This window comes from uncultured Sneathiella sp. (assembly GCF_963976355.1).
Classification (GTDB): Bacteria; Pseudomonadota; Alphaproteobacteria; order Sneathiellales; family Sneathiellaceae; genus Sneathiella.
Map to the genome: position 1 here is coordinate 64,514 of NZ_CAXBKA010000006.1, position 19,617 is coordinate 84,130.

Annotated in this window: 24 protein-coding genes and 1 other RNA gene; 21 read left to right on the plus strand and 4 right to left on the minus strand. The window is 50.5% G+C overall.

What is annotated here, in order from left to right:
• Positions 1–108 precede the first annotated feature (108 nt).
• Positions 109–987 carry a LysR family transcriptional regulator gene (locus AAC599_RS14260; protein ID WP_340151259.1) on the plus strand — a complete coding sequence of 293 codons (879 nt, stop codon included), beginning with the start codon at positions 109–111 and terminating at the stop codon, positions 985–987.
• Positions 988–1,157: 170 nt separating this feature from the next.
• Entirely contained in the window at positions 1,158–2,021 is an 864-nt protein-coding gene (locus AAC599_RS14265; RefSeq protein WP_340151072.1) for an EamA family transporter, read from the plus strand.
• A 4-nt stretch (positions 2,022–2,025) separates the two neighbouring features.
• On the opposite strand, the gene mobA is transcribed toward AAC599_RS14265, so the two are convergent.
• Positions 2,026–2,643 carry a molybdenum cofactor guanylyltransferase MobA gene (gene mobA, locus AAC599_RS14270; RefSeq protein WP_340151073.1) on the minus strand — a complete coding sequence of 206 codons (618 nt, stop codon included), beginning with the start codon at positions 2,641–2,643 and terminating at the stop codon, positions 2,026–2,028.
• Entirely contained in the window at positions 2,640–3,506 is an 867-nt protein-coding gene (locus AAC599_RS14275) for a formate dehydrogenase accessory sulfurtransferase FdhD (RefSeq protein WP_340151074.1), read from the minus strand. Before AAC599_RS14275 ends, mobA begins: the two co-directional genes overlap by 4 nt.
• A gap of 126 nt (positions 3,507–3,632) precedes the next feature.
• Here AAC599_RS14275 and AAC599_RS14280 point away from each other — a divergent pair, with 126 nt between their 5' ends.
• Together AAC599_RS14280 and cysQ are read left to right on the plus strand one after the other, a co-directional pair.
• Positions 3,633–4,685: an acyltransferase gene (locus tag AAC599_RS14280; protein WP_340151075.1), complete on the plus strand. Its 1,053-nt coding sequence runs from the start codon at positions 3,633–3,635 to the stop codon at positions 4,683–4,685.
• 100 nt (positions 4,686–4,785) lie between these two features.
• Positions 4,786–5,565: a 3'(2'),5'-bisphosphate nucleotidase CysQ gene (gene cysQ / locus AAC599_RS14285; protein WP_340151076.1), complete on the plus strand. Its 780-nt coding sequence runs from the start codon at positions 4,786–4,788 to the stop codon at positions 5,563–5,565.
• A gap of 1 nt (position 5,566) precedes the next feature.
• Here the strand turns inward: cysQ and AAC599_RS14290 are convergent, their stop codons facing one another.
• Positions 5,567–6,556 carry an MDR family oxidoreductase gene (locus AAC599_RS14290; protein WP_340151077.1) on the minus strand — a complete coding sequence of 330 codons (990 nt, stop codon included), beginning with the start codon at positions 6,554–6,556 and terminating at the stop codon, positions 5,567–5,569.
• Positions 6,557–6,725: 169 nt separating this feature from the next.
• Here AAC599_RS14290 and AAC599_RS14295 point away from each other — a divergent pair, with 169 nt between their 5' ends.
• Both AAC599_RS14295 and AAC599_RS14300 read left to right on the plus strand, forming a co-directional pair.
• Complete coding sequence (locus AAC599_RS14295) at positions 6,726–6,989, plus strand: aspartate-semialdehyde dehydrogenase (protein WP_340151078.1); 264 nt, start codon at positions 6,726–6,728, stop codon at positions 6,987–6,989.
• 428 nt (positions 6,990–7,417) lie between these two features.
• Entirely contained in the window at positions 7,418–9,319 is a 1,902-nt protein-coding gene (locus AAC599_RS14300) for a PAS domain-containing methyl-accepting chemotaxis protein (RefSeq protein ID WP_340151079.1), read from the plus strand.
• Positions 9,320–9,336: 17 nt separating this feature from the next.
• Here AAC599_RS14300 and pyrC read toward each other — a convergent pair whose 3' ends face one another.
• Entirely contained in the window at positions 9,337–10,434 is a 1,098-nt protein-coding gene (gene pyrC / locus AAC599_RS14305) for a dihydroorotase (RefSeq protein ID WP_340151080.1), read from the minus strand.
• A gap of 134 nt (positions 10,435–10,568) precedes the next feature.
• Between pyrC and AAC599_RS14310 the strand changes: the two genes are divergently transcribed.
• The 15 genes from AAC599_RS14310 to AAC599_RS14380 all read left to right on the plus strand — a co-directional run bounded on the left by AAC599_RS14310 (position 10,569) and on the right by AAC599_RS14380 (position 19,578).
• Entirely contained in the window at positions 10,569–11,459 is an 891-nt protein-coding gene (locus tag AAC599_RS14310) for a hypothetical protein (RefSeq protein WP_340151081.1), read from the plus strand.
• Between the two features lie 79 nt (positions 11,460–11,538).
• Positions 11,539–11,910, plus strand: coding sequence for a VOC family protein (locus AAC599_RS14315; protein ID WP_340151082.1), 372 nt, complete (start codon positions 11,539–11,541; stop codon positions 11,908–11,910).
• 15 nt (positions 11,911–11,925) lie between these two features.
• Complete coding sequence (locus AAC599_RS14320) at positions 11,926–12,660, plus strand: MBL fold metallo-hydrolase (protein ID WP_340151083.1); 735 nt, start codon at positions 11,926–11,928, stop codon at positions 12,658–12,660.
• Between the two features lie 3 nt (positions 12,661–12,663).
• Positions 12,664–13,236: a DNA-3-methyladenine glycosylase I gene (locus AAC599_RS14325; RefSeq protein WP_340151084.1), complete on the plus strand. Its 573-nt coding sequence runs from the start codon at positions 12,664–12,666 to the stop codon at positions 13,234–13,236.
• Positions 13,233–13,430, plus strand: a complete 198-nt coding sequence (locus AAC599_RS14330; protein WP_340151085.1) for a hypothetical protein — start codon at positions 13,233–13,235, stop codon at positions 13,428–13,430. Before AAC599_RS14325 ends, AAC599_RS14330 begins: the two co-directional genes overlap by 4 nt.
• Positions 13,431–13,456: 26 nt before the next feature.
• A complete protein-coding gene (locus AAC599_RS14335) occupies positions 13,457–13,783 on the plus strand; it encodes a DUF1491 family protein (protein ID WP_340151260.1) in 327 nt (108 codons plus the stop codon).
• A gap of 86 nt (positions 13,784–13,869) precedes the next feature.
• Positions 13,870–14,664: a thymidylate synthase gene (locus AAC599_RS14340; protein WP_340151086.1), complete on the plus strand. Its 795-nt coding sequence runs from the start codon at positions 13,870–13,872 to the stop codon at positions 14,662–14,664.
• A gap of 6 nt (positions 14,665–14,670) precedes the next feature.
• A complete protein-coding gene (locus AAC599_RS14345; protein ID WP_340151087.1) occupies positions 14,671–15,192 on the plus strand; it encodes a dihydrofolate reductase in 522 nt (173 codons plus the stop codon).
• A gap of 15 nt (positions 15,193–15,207) precedes the next feature.
• Positions 15,208–15,543, plus strand: a transfer-messenger RNA (tmRNA) gene (gene ssrA / locus AAC599_RS14350).
• A gap of 41 nt (positions 15,544–15,584) precedes the next feature.
• Positions 15,585–16,070, plus strand: coding sequence for a ClpXP protease specificity-enhancing factor SspB (locus AAC599_RS14355; protein ID WP_340151088.1), 486 nt, complete (start codon positions 15,585–15,587; stop codon positions 16,068–16,070).
• A 52-nt stretch (positions 16,071–16,122) separates the two neighbouring features.
• Positions 16,123–17,751, plus strand: coding sequence for a fumarate hydratase (locus AAC599_RS14360; protein WP_340151089.1), 1,629 nt, complete (start codon positions 16,123–16,125; stop codon positions 17,749–17,751).
• A complete protein-coding gene (locus tag AAC599_RS14365) occupies positions 17,735–18,013 on the plus strand; it encodes a ribbon-helix-helix domain-containing protein (protein WP_340151090.1) in 279 nt (92 codons plus the stop codon). Before AAC599_RS14360 ends, AAC599_RS14365 begins: the two co-directional genes overlap by 17 nt.
• A 62-nt stretch (positions 18,014–18,075) precedes the next feature.
• Positions 18,076–18,288, plus strand: coding sequence for a DUF4169 family protein (locus tag AAC599_RS14370; protein WP_340151091.1), 213 nt, complete (start codon positions 18,076–18,078; stop codon positions 18,286–18,288).
• Between the two features lie 112 nt (positions 18,289–18,400).
• Positions 18,401–18,559 (plus strand): hypothetical protein, encoded by a 159-nt coding sequence (locus AAC599_RS14375; protein WP_340151092.1) that lies wholly within the window; start codon positions 18,401–18,403, stop codon positions 18,557–18,559.
• Positions 18,560–18,699: 140 nt separating this feature from the next.
• Entirely contained in the window at positions 18,700–19,578 is an 879-nt protein-coding gene (locus tag AAC599_RS14380; RefSeq protein WP_340151093.1) for a haloalkane dehalogenase, read from the plus strand.
• Positions 19,579–19,617 lie beyond the last annotated feature (39 nt).

Here is a 19,617-nt window from a genome sequence, read left to right on the forward strand (position 1 = left end):
TTGCTGGCTGAACTGTACATAGGTAAAAATGCAAAGTAATTATATAAGAATGCACATTCCCTGTGTATATTTGCACATACGGTAATTGTTATTTTTGATTGGAACGATATCCGTTTCTTTCTGGAGCTTAGCCGGAAAGGACGTCTGACGGAAGTGGCTAAAGCGTTAAAGGTTGATCATACCACAGTCAGCCGCCGCGTTCTTGCGCTCGAGGAGAAACTCGATGCGAAGTTGTTTGAAGCCACCCCTCGGGGATTTGTTCTCACTCAGGCAGGGGAACGGTTGCTCCCGCAGGCAGAGGCAATGGAAAGCGCGTCGGCCGCAATACAGGATTCTGTCGGCGGCGAGAACCAGACCCTGACCGGGACGGTCCGTCTTGGGGTCCCGGAGGGGTTCGGTAGTCAGTTTCTTGCCATGGAGCTCGCCGCATTTCGACAGCTCCATCCGGAGATCGAGCTGGAATTTGTCGCCAATGATCGATTTGTCAGCCTGTCAAAACGGGAAGCGGATCTCTCAATTACTCTGGCGCGCCCAAAATCTGGCCGTCTCATTTCCCGTAAGCTGACAGATTATCATTTGCGCCTTTATGCCAGCCGGGAGTATCTCGCAGCACATACCCCGATTTTGTCAATAAATGATCTGAAAGATCACAATTTCATCTCCTATATCGACGAGTTAGTGCCCGACCCACAGCTATTGTATCTTTCCGATATTATTGCCAATCCGAATGTCACGCTGAAAAGCTCCAGTATCGTTCTTCAGTTTCAGGCGGCCCTGGCTGGCGCCGGTCTCAGCATCCTGCATTGCTTCGTCGCGGACGACTATCCCGATCTCGTCTGTCTTCTGCCGGAAGAGGTAGAGATTAAAAGAACATACTGGCTCAATACACCCGAAGATATCCATGACTTGGCCCGCATCAAGGCGGTCAGTCAGTTTTTAATCGATGTTGTTCAGCGACAGCGTAAAAAGCTTCTTGGCGAGCCCTGAAGAAAGTATTCACTTTCCTGCAACAGCCTGTTGCTGCATCCTGTGACAGTTCGACCACCAACGAAGCAATAAAAAAGACCCTGCGGTTATGCTGCATCATTTCTAGGGTTTCCCGAGCAAAGGCAACAACCATTTCCGTACAGCACATCAATCGGCCCAAAGAATATCTCTTGCTCCTTTTGCTGGCGAGCCTCTGGGGATCGTCCTACCTGTTTATTCGTATTGGGCTTGAGACCCTTCCACCGACGACGTTGGTTGCAATCCGGGTTGCAGTTGCGGCATGCGTATTACTGATCGTTATCTGGCGGCAAGGTTACAGGTTGCCAATGGACAAGGAAAACTGGAAGAACTTTGTGATCCAGTCCTTCTTCAACAGCTTTGGTGCGTGGATGCTGGTTGCCTGGGGGCAGCAATATGTCGAAAGTGGCCTTGCGGCGGTGCTGAACTCCACATCGCCCATTTTTGTCTTCCTGCTGACCTGGCTGGTGACCAAACATGAAGCCGTCAGTCGCCGGAAAATCATTGGGGCGTTCACGGGCCTCGCCGGGGTCATTTTGATCATCGGCATCGACGCCTTGCAGAGTCTCGGCCAGCAAGTTATTGCGCAGCTAGCCTTGCTTCTGAGTGCCATGTTTTATGGCTACGCCGCCATTATCGGGAAAAGGTTCGCCGCCCTACCCTCTACCGTGACAGCCGCCGGTGTAATGATTGCCGCCACCTGCGTGCTGGTGCCCGCAAGTCTTATCGTCGATCAGCCTTGGACATTATCGCCATCGCTGACGTCCCTTGCGGCCGTTATCATATTGGGCATTTTCGGAACTGCGGTCGCCTTGCTGCTCTATTTTCGCCTGATCAACACTTTGGGGTCGATGAACGCCGCCAGCCAGAGCTATTTGAGGATGGGTATCGGTGTTATCCTCGGCATGATCATTTTTGGTGAGCAGTTGTCTTTCGTCGTCGCGCTTGGGGTCGTCGTTGCCATTCTGGGGGTCGCCTTGATCAATATGCCAACAAGAGCACGCGGGACTGACTAAACCATCAGAGCAACCTTTGACGGGCGGCCTCCAGATCTTCGGGGCGGTTGACATTGAAGAAGGGATCGCCTTCATCTTCCGTCCATTCAACTTCAACGCGATTGTATCGATCCGCGAACACCAGAATTTTTCGCAGGTTTTCCTCCGTCAATGCCTTGCGTAAATCCGCTGCGAGGGAAATTGGCCATAATGCGATAACAGGATGCACCCGTCCGACAGAGTGAGCCATGACGATGGTTATTTTATCGCCCTCTAGTCCTTCCGACAGGCGTTCAACCAAATTGCCCGGAATGAAAGGCGCATCAGTCGGCACGCTGAGCATATGACTGGCAGTCCCGCCTTTTGCGCCGAAATACTCCAGTCCCGTCAATATGCCCGCGAGCGGGCCGGCAAAGCCGCTGACACTGTCCTTCAACACAGGAAGGTCAGGCAGTGCATCCCTCGGGGTATCCGCGTTCATGTTCAGTACCATTTCACCGACTTGCGGGCGAAGCGTCTTGACGATGCGTTCAAGAAGAGTTTGCCCGCTGAGTTCCTGCAGAAATTTGGTACCCCCGCCCATGCGGCGCGATTGCCCTCCCGCAAGCAGAAGGCAGGGAAATTTTGTTACCGCTTCATTCATTGTGCAGCCTTGCGCTGATGCTTTGAGGACTCTTCGGGCACCGATGCCGGATCAATATCGAAGACCAGCCTTTCAGCACCGGAAAGGCAAACAAATCGCTTGCCCTTGGCCCGTCCGACCAGGGTCATGTTTACCTGACGCGCCAGCTCGACGCCCCATGCCGTAAAACCCGAACGGGAGATGACAATGGGTATCTGCATCTGTGCTGTCTTGATCACCATCTCCGACGTCAACCTCCCCGTCGTATAAAAAATCTTGCCGACGGACGACAGGCCATGACGCCACATATAGCCGGCGATTTTATCGATAGCATTATGCCGCCCCACATCTTCCATATAAATAAGGGGGCGGTCTTCCTCGCATAAAACACAGCCATGTATCGCACCCGCCTCCAGATACAGCGACGGCTGCTGGTTAATCTTGCGGGACAGCCCATAAATCCAGGAGGTTTTTAAAGTCGCGTCCGGGTCAAGGCGGATACCCTCGAATTTTTCCATGACATCACCAAACACGGTCCCTTGCGCACAGCCTGATGTCTGGGTTTTCTTCTTCAGCTTGTCTTCGAAATCCGTTTCCCGATCCGTCCGCACGACGACAACGCCAAGATCATCGTCAAAATCGATCCCCGTCACCTGAACATCCGGCCGCAGCATATTCTGATTCAGCAAATATCCGAGCGCGAGATAATCCGGATAATCCCCGATTGTCATCATGGTCACGATTTCCTGACCATTCAGGAAAAGGGTCAGGGGCTTCTCGACCACGACTGGCAAACTAATCGGCTGACCGTTCTGATCTAAACCGTCGAGCACTTCACTTAAGGCAGCCGCCTTTGGGTCGGGTGTAATAGAAAATTCTTTCATCAGAGACCGCAAACCCCTCGCATTCCCTTGTAGTCCAAATCATGCTAAATTTGCAGTTTAACAGCCATGGATCAATCTGTCATTTGTGGCAATAAAGTCTTTTCTACGGTAGTTGGAGAAGAATGCATGAGATCAGGCACTCTTGCCGACATAGAACAGGGGCGTGACAACAACCTGAACCTCATCCGGATACTGGCGGCATTCGGTGTTCTCGTCTCTCATGCCTGGCCGGTCTCCACCGGCGATATCAAGCAGCAGCCGTTCGTCAACGTCCTGAATGGAATAGATCTCGGAATTGTCTGTGTTTCGATTTTCTTCGCGATCTCCGGCTATCTGATCGCCCGGAGTTTTGACCGAAACCCCAATATCAAGAGATTTTGGCTAGCGAGAGTTTTGCGTATCTTTCCTGGTCTGCTCATTGCTCTGTTACTAACGGTCTTCATACTTGCCCCGCTTGTTACCACCGCACCATACGAAGCCCTTTGGCGCGCGGCACCGGAATATATTTTGCGTAATTTTACACTGTTTTCGCTCGATCAGTCTCTGCCAGGTGTGTTTAAAAGCAATCCCGCCGGAGGCGTCGTCAACATCCCGCTCTGGACTCTCAGCCATGAACTTGTTTGCTACATGTCGGTTGTCGTGTTCGGTATTGTCGGGGCGCTGAAGAACCCGCGGCTGATGTTTCTTGTCTGTCTCGTTTTCGTTGCCGTCTATGGTCTGGTTATTTATTACGAACCACAACAGCGGCTTGTCGCCCTCGCAAAGCTCGCTTTTCCATTTATGATCGGCATCATTTTCTATGTTTGGCGCCAGACCCTTCGGCTTAACTGGATGATCGGAGGGGCACTTATTTTGCTAGCCATCGCGTTTCACGGAACCCCTTTTTTCCGCGAGTTCTTTATGGTAGCGCTTGCATATGCCGTTTTTCTCGTTGCCTATTTACCGCGGGGATTAATCAGGGAATATAACAAGGTGGGGGATTATTCCTACGGTGTCTACATCTATGCTTTTCCCCTGCAGCAGCTCATCGCCTCGTTTGGTATCACCAATCCGTTTCTCAATATACTGTACACTCTTCCGCTCGTCCTTATTTGCGCATACCTCTCATGGACATTTATCGAAAAACCTGCGATTGACCTTACACGCCGAACCCGCCGCCTCAGAAATAAAGAATTCTAACGCCTGTAAAAAATTGCCGTCTGTACTCTTTCAAGGGTGACAATCCGGCGGTTATCGATATGTTACGTCGGAGTAACAGACGACAGTCCAGGAATGCCAGATGCCTCTCGATCGCCCAACTCTCACACAAGCAATCACAAAAATAGCACGAGAGGCAGGCGATAAAATCCTGACGATTTATCATCAGGATTTTGACGTAAAGACCAAATCGGATGCCTCTCCTGTGACCGAAGCGGATGTGGAGGCGGAAAAAATCATTATCGACGGGCTCAAGGCGTTAACGCCAGACATTCCCATCTTGGCCGAAGAAAGTGAAGCCGCCGGCAAGGTTCCTGATTTGTCGGGCGGTATTTTCTGGCTCGTCGATCCACTGGACGGGACCAAGGAGTTTGTTCACAAGCGCGGGGAATTCACTGTGAATATCGCCCTCGTGGAACAGGGTCGCCCGACCATGGGGGTCATTCATATCCCGGCAAAGAATGAGACTTATTTTGCAGAAGGTCCCGGAAAAGTCTGGCGGCAAATTGCGGATCAGCCTGCAATCGCCATACACACACGCGAAGCGCCGGTTGACGGCATTACGGTGGTCGCCAGTCGCTCTCACCGGACACCGGAAACAGATGAGTATATTTCAAAGTTCGACGTGAAAGAGCTTATTTCCGCCGGCTCTTCCCTTAAGCTCTGTCTTGTCGCGGAGGGAAAGGCCGATCTTTATCCACGCTTCGGGCGTACAATGGAATGGGACATCGGCGCAGGTCAGGCAATTCTGGAAGCCGCAGGCGGCAGTGTCGAAACAATCGACGGTACGCCATTGACCTATGGCAAAGACGGCCATGACAATCCCTACTTTATTGCCAAGGGCCGTCTCTCAATAACTTAGATCACGCGTTGACGTCGATAACCACGCGTCCCTTTACCTGACCTTTGAGAATGTCCCCGGCAAGAGTGGGCAGGTTGCTCATCGGCTCAACACGGATCATATCCTCAAACAATGATTTATCGAGATCCTTGGCGAGTCTGGCCCAGGCTTCCTCCCGCTTTTCCCGTGGCGCCATGACGCTGTCGACACCAAGAAGGGATACACCGCGGAGAATAAATGGCAGGACCGACGTCGGCAGATCGTTACCGCCTGCAAGCCCGCAGGCCGCAACCGCGCCGCCATATTTGATCTGTGCAATCACCGCGGCAAGGATACTGCTGCCAACACAGTCAACGGCGCCAGCCCAGCGCTCCTTGTCAAACGGGCGACCTTTCCCGATCGTTTCTTCCCGGCTGATAACTTCAGCCGCGCCAAGCTTTTTCAGATAATCATGGGTTTCCTCGCGCCCACTTGATGCGATGACCCGATAGCCGAGCTTGGAAAGAAGCGCGATTGCAACGGAGCCAACTCCACCGGCCGCGCCCGTCACCAGAATATCACCCTTATCGGGCGTCACTCCCGCCTTTTCAAGGGCGAGTACGCAAAGCATCGACGTATACCCTGCTGTGCCGATTGCCATTGCTTCCTGCATGGTAAAGGCATCCGGCAGTTTAATCAGCCATTCGGATTTGAGCTTTTGCTTCTGGCTATAGCCACCCCAATACAACTCCGACAGCCCGTAACCATTGACGATGACCTTATCGCCCGGCTTGAATTCACTCGAGGCACTCTCCAGCACGGTTCCCGCAAGATCAACTCCGCCAACCATCGGTAACCGGCGCGCAATGCCTTTGCCGGAAACGGCAAGCCCGTCCTTATAATTGAGAGTCGAGTATGATATTTCCACGAGCACGTCTTCGTCCGGCAGGTCGGCGACGGTGAGATCTTTGAATACCGCCTTTTGCTTCCCGTCCTGATCTTCAATCACCAATGCCCTGAAGGTATCGCCCATCACCTTTTCCTTTTTTTATTGATCGCTGTTCCTCGTGTTATAGCCTGTTCAACGGCACAAATGAACCACAAACTTATATAAGCAATTGTTTTTTAATGTATATATTTTACAATTAATTACGTAAGCATTCGAGGCTTCCCATGTCGCGTTACTGGAACTGGAGTTGCATATGTTTGAAATGGAGAAAAAGCTGAACGGTTATGTCCTGACAACTGCCGAAATACTTTACCACCTTCCCGACTACCCGGAATTTCTGCAGACATATATCTGGCAGGACTATGATCTGGATCCCAAATACCCGGCCCTTCAGAAATTCCTTGATTTTTGGGAGAAGGAATTGGATGGCCGATTACACTCGGTTCGCTATGCATCCAATAAGCTTATCTATCCTAACGAAGTTCACTTTACCGATAGTCAGTTTAAACTGCACTAACATTTATCTGACGCTTTCCGACTCTGAGCATCGTCTTTCGTCGGCCTTGAACATTTGAGATCGAGCTTATCCCCATAAACTGCCGACAATATATGTCGCACGGACATATTTACCTTCATTTCCACATTTCATAATAATGGCCGGCCATTATATATACTAAACCAATAAAACAATAAATTCTACTAATGTTTATAATTACTCATTTAATACTACACTATAGTTATATTAAAAATCATAATTCACCCTATGAAATTTCATTGAAATAGAAAAAAAGACAAAATTTAAAGTACAAATTAAGTCAAAGTACATAAAATTAACCATTTTTTAGAGAATATTAAGCTTAATACCTCCACCAAGAAGTAATTTTTGGGTTTAGGGAACAGATAGAAGCCTATCTGTTCTTTCGTATGTAATATGGAGGCCCAGCCATGTTTGATTTTATGAACGGTCGTAGTTCCAAAGATACGATCGGCAGCAACAAAAGCGGCTACAACGTTCGTGAGATGGACGCGATGTTTGCCGCTCTGAACAAATCGCAAGCTATTATTCAATTCAAGACTGACGGAACCATCCTTGATGCCAACCAGTCATTCTTGGATGCCATGGGATATCAGATCGACGAAATACGCGGAGCACATCACCGTATGTTCGTGGATTCCGTTTTCGCCAGCAGTAACGAGTATCAGGAGTTCTGGAATGCGCTCGGACGCGGGGAATTCCAGTCAGCCGAATACAAGCGTCTCGGCAAAGGCGGTAAAGAGGTCTGGATACAGGCATCCTACAATCCCATTTTTGGTAAAACGGGAGAAGTGACAAAGATCGTCAAATTTGCAACTGATATCACGGCGCGCACCATACAGACTGTGAGCTATCAAGGGCAGATTGATGCGATGAATAAATCGCAAGCCGTTATTTCCTTCAATCTCGACGGCACCATCATTGACGCCAACCAGAACTTTCTGGATGTCATGGGATACCAGATTGAGGAAATTCAGGGGGAACATCACCGCAAATTCGTGGACCCCGCATTTGCCAGCAGCAAGGAGTATCAGGACTTCTGGAATGCACTTGGACGCGGCGAGTTTCAAGCGGCCGAATACAAGCGCATCGCAAAAGGCGGCAAAGAAGTCTGGATACAGGCCTCCTATAATCCCATCTTCGATCCGAACGGCAAACCAATTAAAGTCGTAAAAATAGCAACGGACATTACCGCGCGCATTTTACAGAATGCCAGCTATCAAGGACAGATTGATGCTATCAGTAAATCGCAGGCCGTCATTTCCTTCAATCTTGACGGTACCATCATTGACGCCAACCAGAACTTTCTGGACGCCTTGGGATACCGGATTGAGGAAATCCGCGGGGAACATCATCGCAAGTTTGTAGATCCCGCATTTGCCAGCAGCAAGGAATACCAGGACTTCTGGAATGCACTTGGACGTGGCGAATTTCAGGCGGCCGAATACAAGCGCATCGCAAAAGGCGGCAGGGAAATCTGGATACAGGCGTCCTATAACCCCATATTCGATCCAAGCGGCAAACCAATTAAAGTCGTAAAAATAGCAACTGACATCACTGAACAGGTCTTGGCCCGTAATGAAGCCGCCCGGGTTGGGAAGGTTGTGGATGAAAACCTTGAGAAAATCCTGGTTTCCGTTCGCGATGCAAACCAAAAGGCCACGTCTGCCGCATCCGCATCCGGACAGGCCCTGCAAACAGTGCAGTCTGTGGCAGCCGCAGCAGAGGAGTTTCAATCCTCCGCCTATGAAATTGCCCGCAGCATGAACTCATCTAAGGATGAGGTGGACAAGGCAAACGGCGAAGTCGGCAATGCCGATCTTTCCACCAAAGAATTGAGCAAGGCCGCACAGGCAATGACCAACATCATTGAGGTCATTCAGGACATCGCAGGTCAGATTAACCTGCTGGCCCTGAATGCCACCATTGAATCGGCCCGCGCGGGAGAGGCAGGTAAGGGTTTTGCCGTCGTCGCTGCCGAGGTCAAGTCGCTCGCCAATCAGGTGGGAAGTGCCACTGATCAGATTTCTTCCGAAATCAATGGCATGCAGTCAATCAGTGAAAACGTCGTAAACAACCTGAACAGCATCAAAACGGCGATCGTCGCTGTGGAAGCAAGCGTCGCCGCGGTTGCCGGCGCGGTTGAAGAACAGACGGCCACGACAAAAGAAATTACCGTGAGCATGCAATCTGCGGCGATGGCAGTTGAGGATATCAATGAGAACCTCAGCTCCATTTCTCATGCCGTTGAAGACGCAAATACCTACGCACAGGAAGGCGTGGACCTCTATCGGTCTATCGCACAAGCCTGAGTTTTCGGGCAGCAGTGCTAAGCCGCATTGCTGCCCGCTTTAAACCGCCATTTCAGCGTTTCTCCGGCATGGAAGGAAACAAGTTTTCCAGACGGAATAGCAATATGGTCCGGAACCACGGTCTCAACCGGCTCCAGTGTTATCCGTTCTTCATTCAACGGTAACCCATAGAAATTTGGGCCGGCCACTGAGGCAAACATCTCTAATTGATCAAGGGCGCCTTCCTCCTCGAAGACCGTCGCATAGCTTTCCATGGCATAAGGTGCATTAAACAACCCCGCGCAGCCACATGCTGTTTCCTTGTCACGCGCTTCATGCGGTGCCGTATCCGTACCAAGAAAAAACTTCGCCGATCCGGAGGTTGCCGCCTTCCGCAACGCCAGCCGATGCTTTTCCCGCTTGGCAACGGGCAGACAATAAAAATGCGGCCGAATACCGCCTTTGAAAATGGCGTTGCGATTAAACGTCAGATGATGTGGCGTTATTGTCCCTGCGACATTGGGTCCGCTCTCGACAACGAAGGCGGCTGCCTCGGCGGTTGTAATATGCTCAAACACCAGCTTCAACCCCGGAAAATCCTTCAGCAGACCAACAAGTATCCGCTCGATGAAGACTGCCTCCCGATCGAAAATGTCGACGTCGTGGTCTGTCACCTCTCCATGGATCAGAAGCGGCATGCCCGCGCGCTGCATTCTCTCCAGAACGGGATAAATATGGCGAATATCGGTGACGCCATGGCTGGAATTTGTTGTTGCATTCTGAGGGTATAATTTAGCTGCCGTGAAAACACCTTCCTGATGGCCTTTTTCTACTTCTTCTGCCACGATACTGTCAGTCAGGTAACATGTCATTAAAGGTGTAAAATCGGCATCCGGTGGCAAGGCTTTAAGAATCTGTAACCTGTATTCCTCTGCTGCGGCAATTGTTGTAACAGGCGGCACCAGATTAGGCATGACAATCGCGCGGGCGAACTGCCGCGCTGTGTAAGGCGCTACAGCTTTGAGCATATCGCCGCTGCGTAAATGCGTGTGCCAGTCATCAGGACGCCGCAAGGTCAGCGGAGATCGCCCTGCCCTGTTTGATGATACTGCCTCGTCACCGTTTTGCTGACCCATCGGGTTTTCCATTTAATCTGAAAGTTGTTTCACGCAATTCTTCTTAATACGCCGTCTGGCTCTTGCCAAGGGCACAGTCGTAGCTTAACTCTGGCATAGGTAATAATCGCACCCCATGGACGGGACTTGATTTCATGTCGAATTTGAATATCACAGCCTTGAAAAACCGGACAATCCTTGCCCTGACCGGCAAAGATGTGTGGGATTTCCTGCAAAATCTGATAACCAACGACATGAAATTAGTGAATGAGTCGCAATGCCTTTATGCGGCATTACTGACGGCACAGGGAAAGTTCCTGCATGATTTCATCATTATAAAACAGGGGGAAACTTTTCTGATCGATTGCACGACAGAGCGCAAGGGTGACCTGATCCGTCGTCTGACTCTTTACAAGCTCCGCTCCGACGTCACCTTGACTGAAACGGCGAATCAGGTATTCGCCCTTTACGGAGACGGCGCGCATAAAACGGCAAATTTGCCGGCGAAAGCAGGGGCCGTTATCCAAAGCGGGGATGATCTATATCTCGTTGACCCTCGAAATGCGAACCTTGGTGTTCGTATAATCACAGCATCGGATTTTAATGCCTCGGAGGCCATCCCCGCAGCGACTGAAAAAGACGAGGCTAGCTATGAAGCCCATCGACTCCATCTGGGAATACCAGAAGGTGGACAGGATATTATTCCGGAGAAGAACTTCTTGCTTGAAGCAAATTTCGAGGAACTCAACGGCGTCAGCTTCAATAAAGGCTGCTATGTGGGCCAGGAACTGACCGCCCGGACAAAGCATCGCGCAAAAATAAAAAAGCGGTTGCTCCGCGTTCTCTTTGACGGGTCTCTTGAGCCAGGGGAAGCGATCACGCTGGATGGCCGCGAGATTGCGGTAGTCCGGTCTTTTGCCAACGGCCAAGGCATCGCGTTGGTTCGTCTCGAGAATTTACCGGAAGATCCTGCGATGCTGAAACCGGAAGGTGTCAAGCTGATCCAGCCTGAGTATATCAATCTGCCGATAGTGGAAAAACACTAGAGAGTGCCCCTTGCATTACCAGACATTCCGGACTATAAAAATAGAACAAAACATGAACATTTGCGACAGGGGGAGAGAAATGCTTGATCATGTATCTATCGGAATTACGGACCGGGAGAAATCCAAGAATTTTTATGATGCGGTCTTGTCAGCCATCGGGTTCAAGATGGTTGCTGATTATGGTGAGACCATTGCCTATGGTCCGTCGCGGGAAGATCCTTTTTTCTGGTTGATCGAGCATAAGGATATCGGTCATGCGAAGGGATTTCATTGCGCCTTTCGCGCGCCTGATCGGAATTCCATTCATGCGTTTCACGCAGCGGCAATTACCAGCGGCGGTACAGATAACGGTGGGCCAGGCAAGCGCGAGTATGAAGAGAATTATTACGCTGCATTTGTGCTTGATCCGGACGGCAATAGGATTGAAGCTGTCTGTTTTAATCCGGAGTAGGCTTATAGGGGGGTAATGATTCGCATCGCTGCACATAACTGGTATCGGGTTCAAAAAGTCGGGGATGACATAACCCTGATTGACGAACCCCATATCAAACCTTTTTATCGCTGCAATATATGGCATATCCGCGGGCGCGACCAGGATGCGCTCATTGATAGCGGCATGGGGGTTGTCAGCTTGCGTGAGCATGTCTCTTTGGTGACCGAGAGACCCTTGACCGCAATCGCCAGCCACAGCCATTTCGATCATATCGGCTGCCATCACGAGTTTGACGATCGGGCAGCTCACCGCCTGGAAGCAGATATCATTGCGCATCCAACGCGAGCAAATACCCTTGCCGAGGATTATGCGACGGATGATATATTCGACAGCCTCCCACCCGAGCCGTATCGATCAGATCTTTACGCCGTTCGCGCCGCGCCAGTGATGCATTTTCTTGCGGATGGAGATATTGTCGATCTCGGCGACCGGTGGTTCGAGGTCTTTCATCTGCCTGGCCACTCACCAGGCGGGATTGCGCTTTATGAAGAAGCAACCGGGATCCTTTTCTCAGGTGACACGATATATGACGGACCGCTCGTCGAGGATGTGTATCATTCCAATCTTGATGACTATTACGCCTCCATGCTCCGGCTCCATGGTTTATCTCCGCACATAGTTCATGGCGGACATTTTGGCAGTTTCGATGGCACCCGCTTTACCGTACTGATAGAAGAATGGCTGAAGGCACATGATAGGAAAGGATAAGGAATGAGTGGCTGTACTTGGTATGGAGACGACTCCTTCTATAAAGCTTATCATGATGAAGAATGGGGCGTGCCGGAATATGACGGCCGCGCCCTTTATGAAAAGCTGATTCTAGACGGCTTTCAGGCCGGCCTGTCATGGATCACTATCTTGCGCAAACGTGACAATTTCCATGCCGCATTCGACAATTTCAACCCGGAACTCATTGCGCGATATGACGACAAAAAAGTGGAATCCCTAATGCAAGACAGTGGAATAATCCGCAACCGGGCCAAGATCCTCGGCACCATTAAAGGCGCACAGCTTTTTCTGGAGATTGAGGAAAAGGAAAACGGGTTTTCGCGCCTCCTCTGGGACTATCTTGATGGAAAGCCCTTGCAAAATGACCGGGCGTCCATGGCTCATGTTCCAGCAGAGACAGAACTCAGCCAGGCAATCTCGAAGGATTTGAAGAAGCGTGGTTTCAAATTTGTCGGACCGACCATCGTATACGCCTTTATGCAGGCGGTCGGTATGGTCAATGATCACATTGTCGGCTGTCCCCGCCATCGGGAAGTCAAATTATTGGCGAAATGAGAGAAATTCGCGAAATACATGATCTGACTGGTCGCGTTGCGGCGCATTACATGGAAAAGTACGGCGCGAAAGCATGTGACATCCTTGAAGAGGCCGCCCGCCAATGCGAGGAGAAATGGGATTTGACGGGCAGAAACCGCCTGCTGCGCCTTCGCGATGAAATACTAATTTCCGAAATGCAGAACGCTGACTAAGAAAGGACAAGCCGCTGGAACCTCGTCTGAAAGCAGAACTCTGGGTCAAAGCTCATATTCGAAAATGCGCCGCCTGGAATGTCCCGGTGATGGTTGCCCGGCGCGGTGATGCTACAGCGGGTTCTGTCCTCATTAAGATCAACCGGTTGGGATCAGGCTGCATGGTGTTATCGCCCGCCATGAATTTTGAAGATGGCGCGCGTATGTGGCTAAAGGGAACCGGCCCGGACTGGGTGGATGAAGAAAGCGCCGATTCCTATATCACTCGCCAGATCAAGAATGATCCGGATCTCTGGGTCCTGGAAATTGAGGATCGGGAGGGGCGTACATTCCTTGACGAAAAGATAGAATGAAAATTACCTGGATTGACTACTGACAATCAGGGCCAGTTTGCTTTATCTTATCTATGTCTTTTTTATCGTTTCCAGGGTTTCACCGGATGCAGCAATATCTCGATCTTCTTCGTACCGTGCGTCAGACGGGCACTTTCAAGGCGGACCGAACCGGGGTCGGAACCTACAGCATTTTCGGCCATCAGATGCGGTTCGGTCTGGCGAAGGGCTTTCCGATGTTGACCACAAAGAAACTGCATCTGAAATCCATCATTCATGAGCTTTTGTGGTTTCTGGCCGGGGACACGAATGTCCGTTATCTGCAGGAAAACGGCGTTCGGATCTGGGACGAATGGGCGGATGAAAATGGCGAGCTTGGGCCAGTATATGGCTCCCAGTGGCGATCATGGCCAGCCGGAAATGGCCAGACCATTGATCAGATTTCCAATCTTATCACACAGATCAAGACAAACCCAAATTCCAGACGGCTTATTGTCAGCGCATGGAACCCTGCGGAGGTTGATAATATGGCTCTCCCTCCTTGCCACTGCCTGTTCCAGTTTTATGTTGCTGAAGGCAAACTCTCCTGCCAGCTATACCAGAGGAGCGCAGATGTCTTCCTGGGCGTTCCTTTCAATATTGCTTCCTACGCCCTGCTGACAATGATGATTGCGCAAGTATGCGATCTGGAGCCCGGCGAATTTATCCACAGTTTCGGGGACACGCATCTGTACGCCAATCATCTGGAGCAGGCCGATACTCAACTGGCCCGCATACCCGGCAAGCTTCCATCTATGAGAATAAACCCGGACATTAAGGATATTTTTGACTTCACCTTCGACGATTTTGAGCTTAGCGATTATGAAGCCGCGGCACATATTCCGGCAAAAGTCGCGGTCTAGGCCAGAATGACGAAGGCTATCCTCTCGGCCATTGTCGCGGTATCCGAGAATCAGGTTATCGGCATTGACAACGATCTTCCTTGGCGCCTTTCGAATGACCTGAAATGGTTCAAGAAAACAACCATGGGGAAACCGATTATCATGGGTAGAAAGACATTTGAGTCGCTTCCGGGACCATTGCCCGGCCGGACCAGCATTGTCATAACCCGTGATCCGGATTTCAAGGCGGAAGGTGTAATTGTCACCCATACCCTTGAATCAGCCTTTGAGATCGGTAATGAAGCGGCCAAACAAATGAATGCCCGTGAAGTCGTCGTCATCGGTGGCGCGGAGATCTTCCGCCTCTGCCTTGATCAACTTGATAGAATTTACCTGACAAGGGTCCATGCAACCATTGACGGGGATACTTTTTTTCCTGAATTCGATCCCGAAAAATGGCGGGAAATTTCGAATGAATTCCATTCAAAATCGGAAAAAGACATGTTTGATCACAGCTTTATTGTACTCGAACGGGAGCAGAGATTTTAAATTTAGGCGCACTGCCCCCTTTCAAATTCAAACCAAAAGAATTATATTACGGATGTTGGGAAACCAACTATGGCGATAAACGTTGCATGGAATAACCGTTGCGGACCCGGGGGCGGTACCCGGCGCCTCCACCATAAAGATAGCAATAGACATCTGACTGGCTGTCTTTCTGATGGGGGCGAAATAGGTTCGACGCGCGCAGTAAAGATGTAATTTTTGCCCGGCATGATACCACCGTATAACGGGGTCAAATCTATAAATGCTAACGATAATGACGAAGCATTTGCCGTAGCTGCTTAATAGCACTACACGGGGTTCGGAGGGGCACCTGGCAACAGAAGCCCCTTCACTTATTTTTGCTTAGCGAGTTGGAGGCGGGGACTATTCAGCATATGGATGACGAAATCAATTATAAAAAAATGGTTGAAACGGCACTTATGGATGTTGTCCGTAACGCGCTACGTCATGCTTCCGAATATGGCCTGCCCGGTGACCAGCACTTCTATATCACCTTCAAAACGCGCTTCCCCGGCGTCTCTGTACCCAGTCACCTCGCGGAACGCTATAAGGACGAAATGACGATTGTCCTCCAGCATCAGTTCTGGGACATCGTGGTGGAGCCGGACTATTTCACTGTTGATCTCAGCTTCAATCATAAACGGGAAACGCTCAGAATTCCATTTGATGCCCTGACCGCATTTGCCGACCCGTCAGTCCAGTTTGGCCTGCAATTTTCAACAACTCTGGCAGAGGCGGAGGCCGCACCAGCGACCGATGACAGCGACGAAAAAGCCATGGAAGAGGCTTCGGAGGAAACGGGGCAGCCGCAGGAAAAGCAGGGTGAAATAATTACCCTTGATGCCTTTCGCAAAAAATAGCTAAGTTACCTGTCAAATTTCCCTGTTTCGTTCAAAGAATGAAAGCCTGTCCATGCCCGAATTTCATTATCAGGAAGTCTTCTCCCTTGGAAAAGACAACACGCCCTACCGTAAACTGACGTCTGATCATGTATCGACAATAAATGTTGATGGTAAAGAGGTTCTGAAAGTCGAGCCAGAGGCCCTGAGCTTGCTGGCGGCAACCGCAATGCATGATGTGGCGCATCTTCTGCGCCCAAAGCATCTGGAGCAGCTCGCGAATATTCTGAAAGATGAAGAGGCGTCCGAAAACGACAAGTTCGTGGCCACCGAGCTCCTGAAAAACGCCAATATAGCGGCCGGGATGGTTCTGCCCGGATGCCAGGATACCGGAACCGCGATCATCATGGGCAAGAAAGGGCAATATGTCTGGACGGACGGAACAGACAAGGAGCAACTCTCCCGCGGAGTTTTCGAGACATACACCGAAACAAACTTGCGCTACTCACAGCTGGCGCCCATCAGTATGTTTGAGGAGAAAAATACCGGCACGAACCTCCCGGCCCAGATTGATCTTTATGCGACAAATGGCAACGAATACGAATTTCTTTTTGTCGCCAAGGGAGGCGGTTCTGCCAACAAGACCTTCTTGCATCAGGCTGTGCCGAGTGTCCTGACACCAGACCGCCTCGTCCCCTCTATCGAGGAGATGATGATGTCGTTGGGCACAGCAGCCTGCCCGCCTTACCATCTCGCGGTTGTGATCGGCGGCACCTCTGCTGAGGATACGATGAAAACGGTCAAGCTTGCCTCAACGAAATATTATGACGAACTGCCGACAAGCGGTAACGAACATGGCCGCGCATTCCGCGACCTTGAGATGGAACAGAAAATTCTCAAAATATCGCAAAAAATTGGCATAGGCGCTCAATTCGGCGGAAAGTATTTCTGCCACGATGTAAGGGTGATCCGGATGCCGCGCCATGGCGCCAGCGTTCCTATCGGAATTGGTGTATCCTGTTCTGCCGACCGGCAGGTGAAGGGAAAGATCACCAAAGACGGCGTCTTTATCGAGCAGTTAGAGACGAATCCGGCAAAATACCTTCCCGAGGTGACGGATGCGGACCTGAACAGCAATGTTGTCAGAATCGACCTCAACGCACCGATGAAAGACATATTGGCCAAACTTTCTCAATATCCGATCAAAACACGGCTGAGCCTGAGCGGAACGATCATTGTCGCGCGCGATCTAGCCCACAGAAAATTACGGGAACTACTGGAGAACGGCGAAGGGCTTCCTCAGTATTTCAAGGATCATATCATCTACTATGCCGGCCCCGCCAAAACACCGGAAGGATATGCATCCGGTTCATTCGGCCCCACCACAGCAGGTCGAATGGACGGTTATGTCGACCAGTTTATGGCGGAAGGAGGTAGTATGGTCATGCTCGCAAAAGGCAACCGCAGCAAGGTCGTTGTCGATGCCTGTAATAAGCACGGCGGGTTTTACCTTGGCTCCATCGGCGGCCCAGCTGCTATTCTTGCACAAAACAATATAAAGAAGGTTGAAGTTCAGGCTTTTGAAGAATTTGGCATGGAGGCAATCTGGCGGATCGAGGTGGAGGACTTCCCTGCCTTTATCGTTATGGATGATAAAGGAAATGATTTCTTTGCCCGGAAAAAAGATGGTGCCACCGCCTGATCTTTCAGCGGAACCGCCCGCACGGCTTGTTAAGCATTCGGTCAGCATCGCAGGCCACCGCACCAGCGTTTCACTAGAGCAGAAGTTCTGGGATCTGATCCGGGCGAGTGCCAGGCGTCAGTGTTTGAGCATCAATGAGTTACTGACGGAAATAGACGCGATGCGAAGCGGTAACCTGTCCAGCGCAATCCGTCTTTATGTGCTGGAAGAACTTCTTGAAAAAGAGACTGAACCGGCACCGAATCCCAAAATATCCCTTTGAGAACTGCTCATTGCGACCCTATATAGAAGACAAGCAACCAATCAACTTAGGGCAACGGCGATATGGGTGATGTTGTCAACCTGAATCAGTTTCGAAAAAAGCAGGGCCGCAAAAAAGCTGAAGAGCTGGCGCGCAACAATCGCGTGCGCTTTGGCAGAACCTCTCTGCAGAAAAAGCAGGATAAAAGCCAGTTACAGCGCGGAAAATCTGAACTTGATCAGAAAAAGCTGTCGCCTGCCCGAGATGACGAAGAAACCCCTTCGCCCAAAAATTAGCACTTTCTTCACACATTCAGTTTAAGAAAAACAAATTAATGTCATAGAAATGACTCAACCTTCTTCTACTTAAAGGTCGCGCTCGGCAAAGGCAGGGCAAAAGGAGGTAAAAATGGAAACCGTTGTGCAGAAATATCCCGAGCCTGCGTTGAAGGACCTCTTGTCCGATCCGATTATGCTCGCGGTCCTTAAACGTGATGGACTGACGGTAGAAGACATTAAAAAGGTTGTAACATCCTATCAGGAAAAAATCCGCCTCCCCCTCTCCTGATTCTTTGTAACGCTTCGCTCAACCCACCCCATTCAAAACGCGACTTCTTTTGTTGCGCAGATTTGCTCTCTCGCGTTATTATCCGGCCATGCTTTATTGCTCCATCTCATTCAGGAAGCAATCAGGGAGACCGGCATAACATGACGATAGCAGCCAGATATAAGAAGAAATCGGCGACAATCCGGGGTCTTAAAATGTCTTATATCGAAGAGGGCGAGGGAGACCCAATCGTGTTCCTGCACGGGAATCCGACCTCATCCTATTTGTGGCGTAATATTATGCCACATCTGGAAGGGCGCGGACGCCTGATTGCCCCGGACCTGATTGGTATGGGAGATTCCGAAAAACTACCGGAAAGCGGCCCGGACAGCTATACGTTTAAAGAACACCGTTCATTCCTCCATGATCTGCTTGCCTATCTGATGGTCGACAGGAACGTGACACTGATCGTTCATGACTGGGGATCGGCTCTGGGCTTTGACTGGGCGTACCAGAACCAATCGGCAATAAAAAGCATCGCTTATATGGAGGCGATCGTTCAGCCAATCCCGAGCTGGGACAATTGGCCAGAGGCCGCGCGGAACATTTTTCAGGCCTTTCGTAGCCCGGCCGGCGAAGAGCTCGTCCTTGAGAAAAATATCTTCGTTGAAAGAGTGCTGCCAACTTCCATCATTCGGACATTGGAAGAAGAAGAGCAGCGCGAATATACCCGCCCATTTCGAAATGCCGGGGAAGACAGGAGACCGACCCTGACCTGGCCGAGGCAGATTCCCATCGCCGGGGAGCCCGATGACGTTGTCAAGATAGTGGATGATTATTCCAACTGGCTCAGCAAATCGGATTTGCCCAAACTATTTGTGAACGCCGACCCCGGATCAATTCTGGTCGGCCCTCAGCGCGAATTCTGTCGAACATGGCCCAATCAGACCGAAGTAACCGTCAATGGGCTGCATTTCATACAGGAAGACAGTCCAGATGAGATTGGTCAGGCAATCGCGGAATTTCTCGCAAAAATATAATTTAGTCAGTACAGGGCAGACAATATCGTGGTCGGAAAA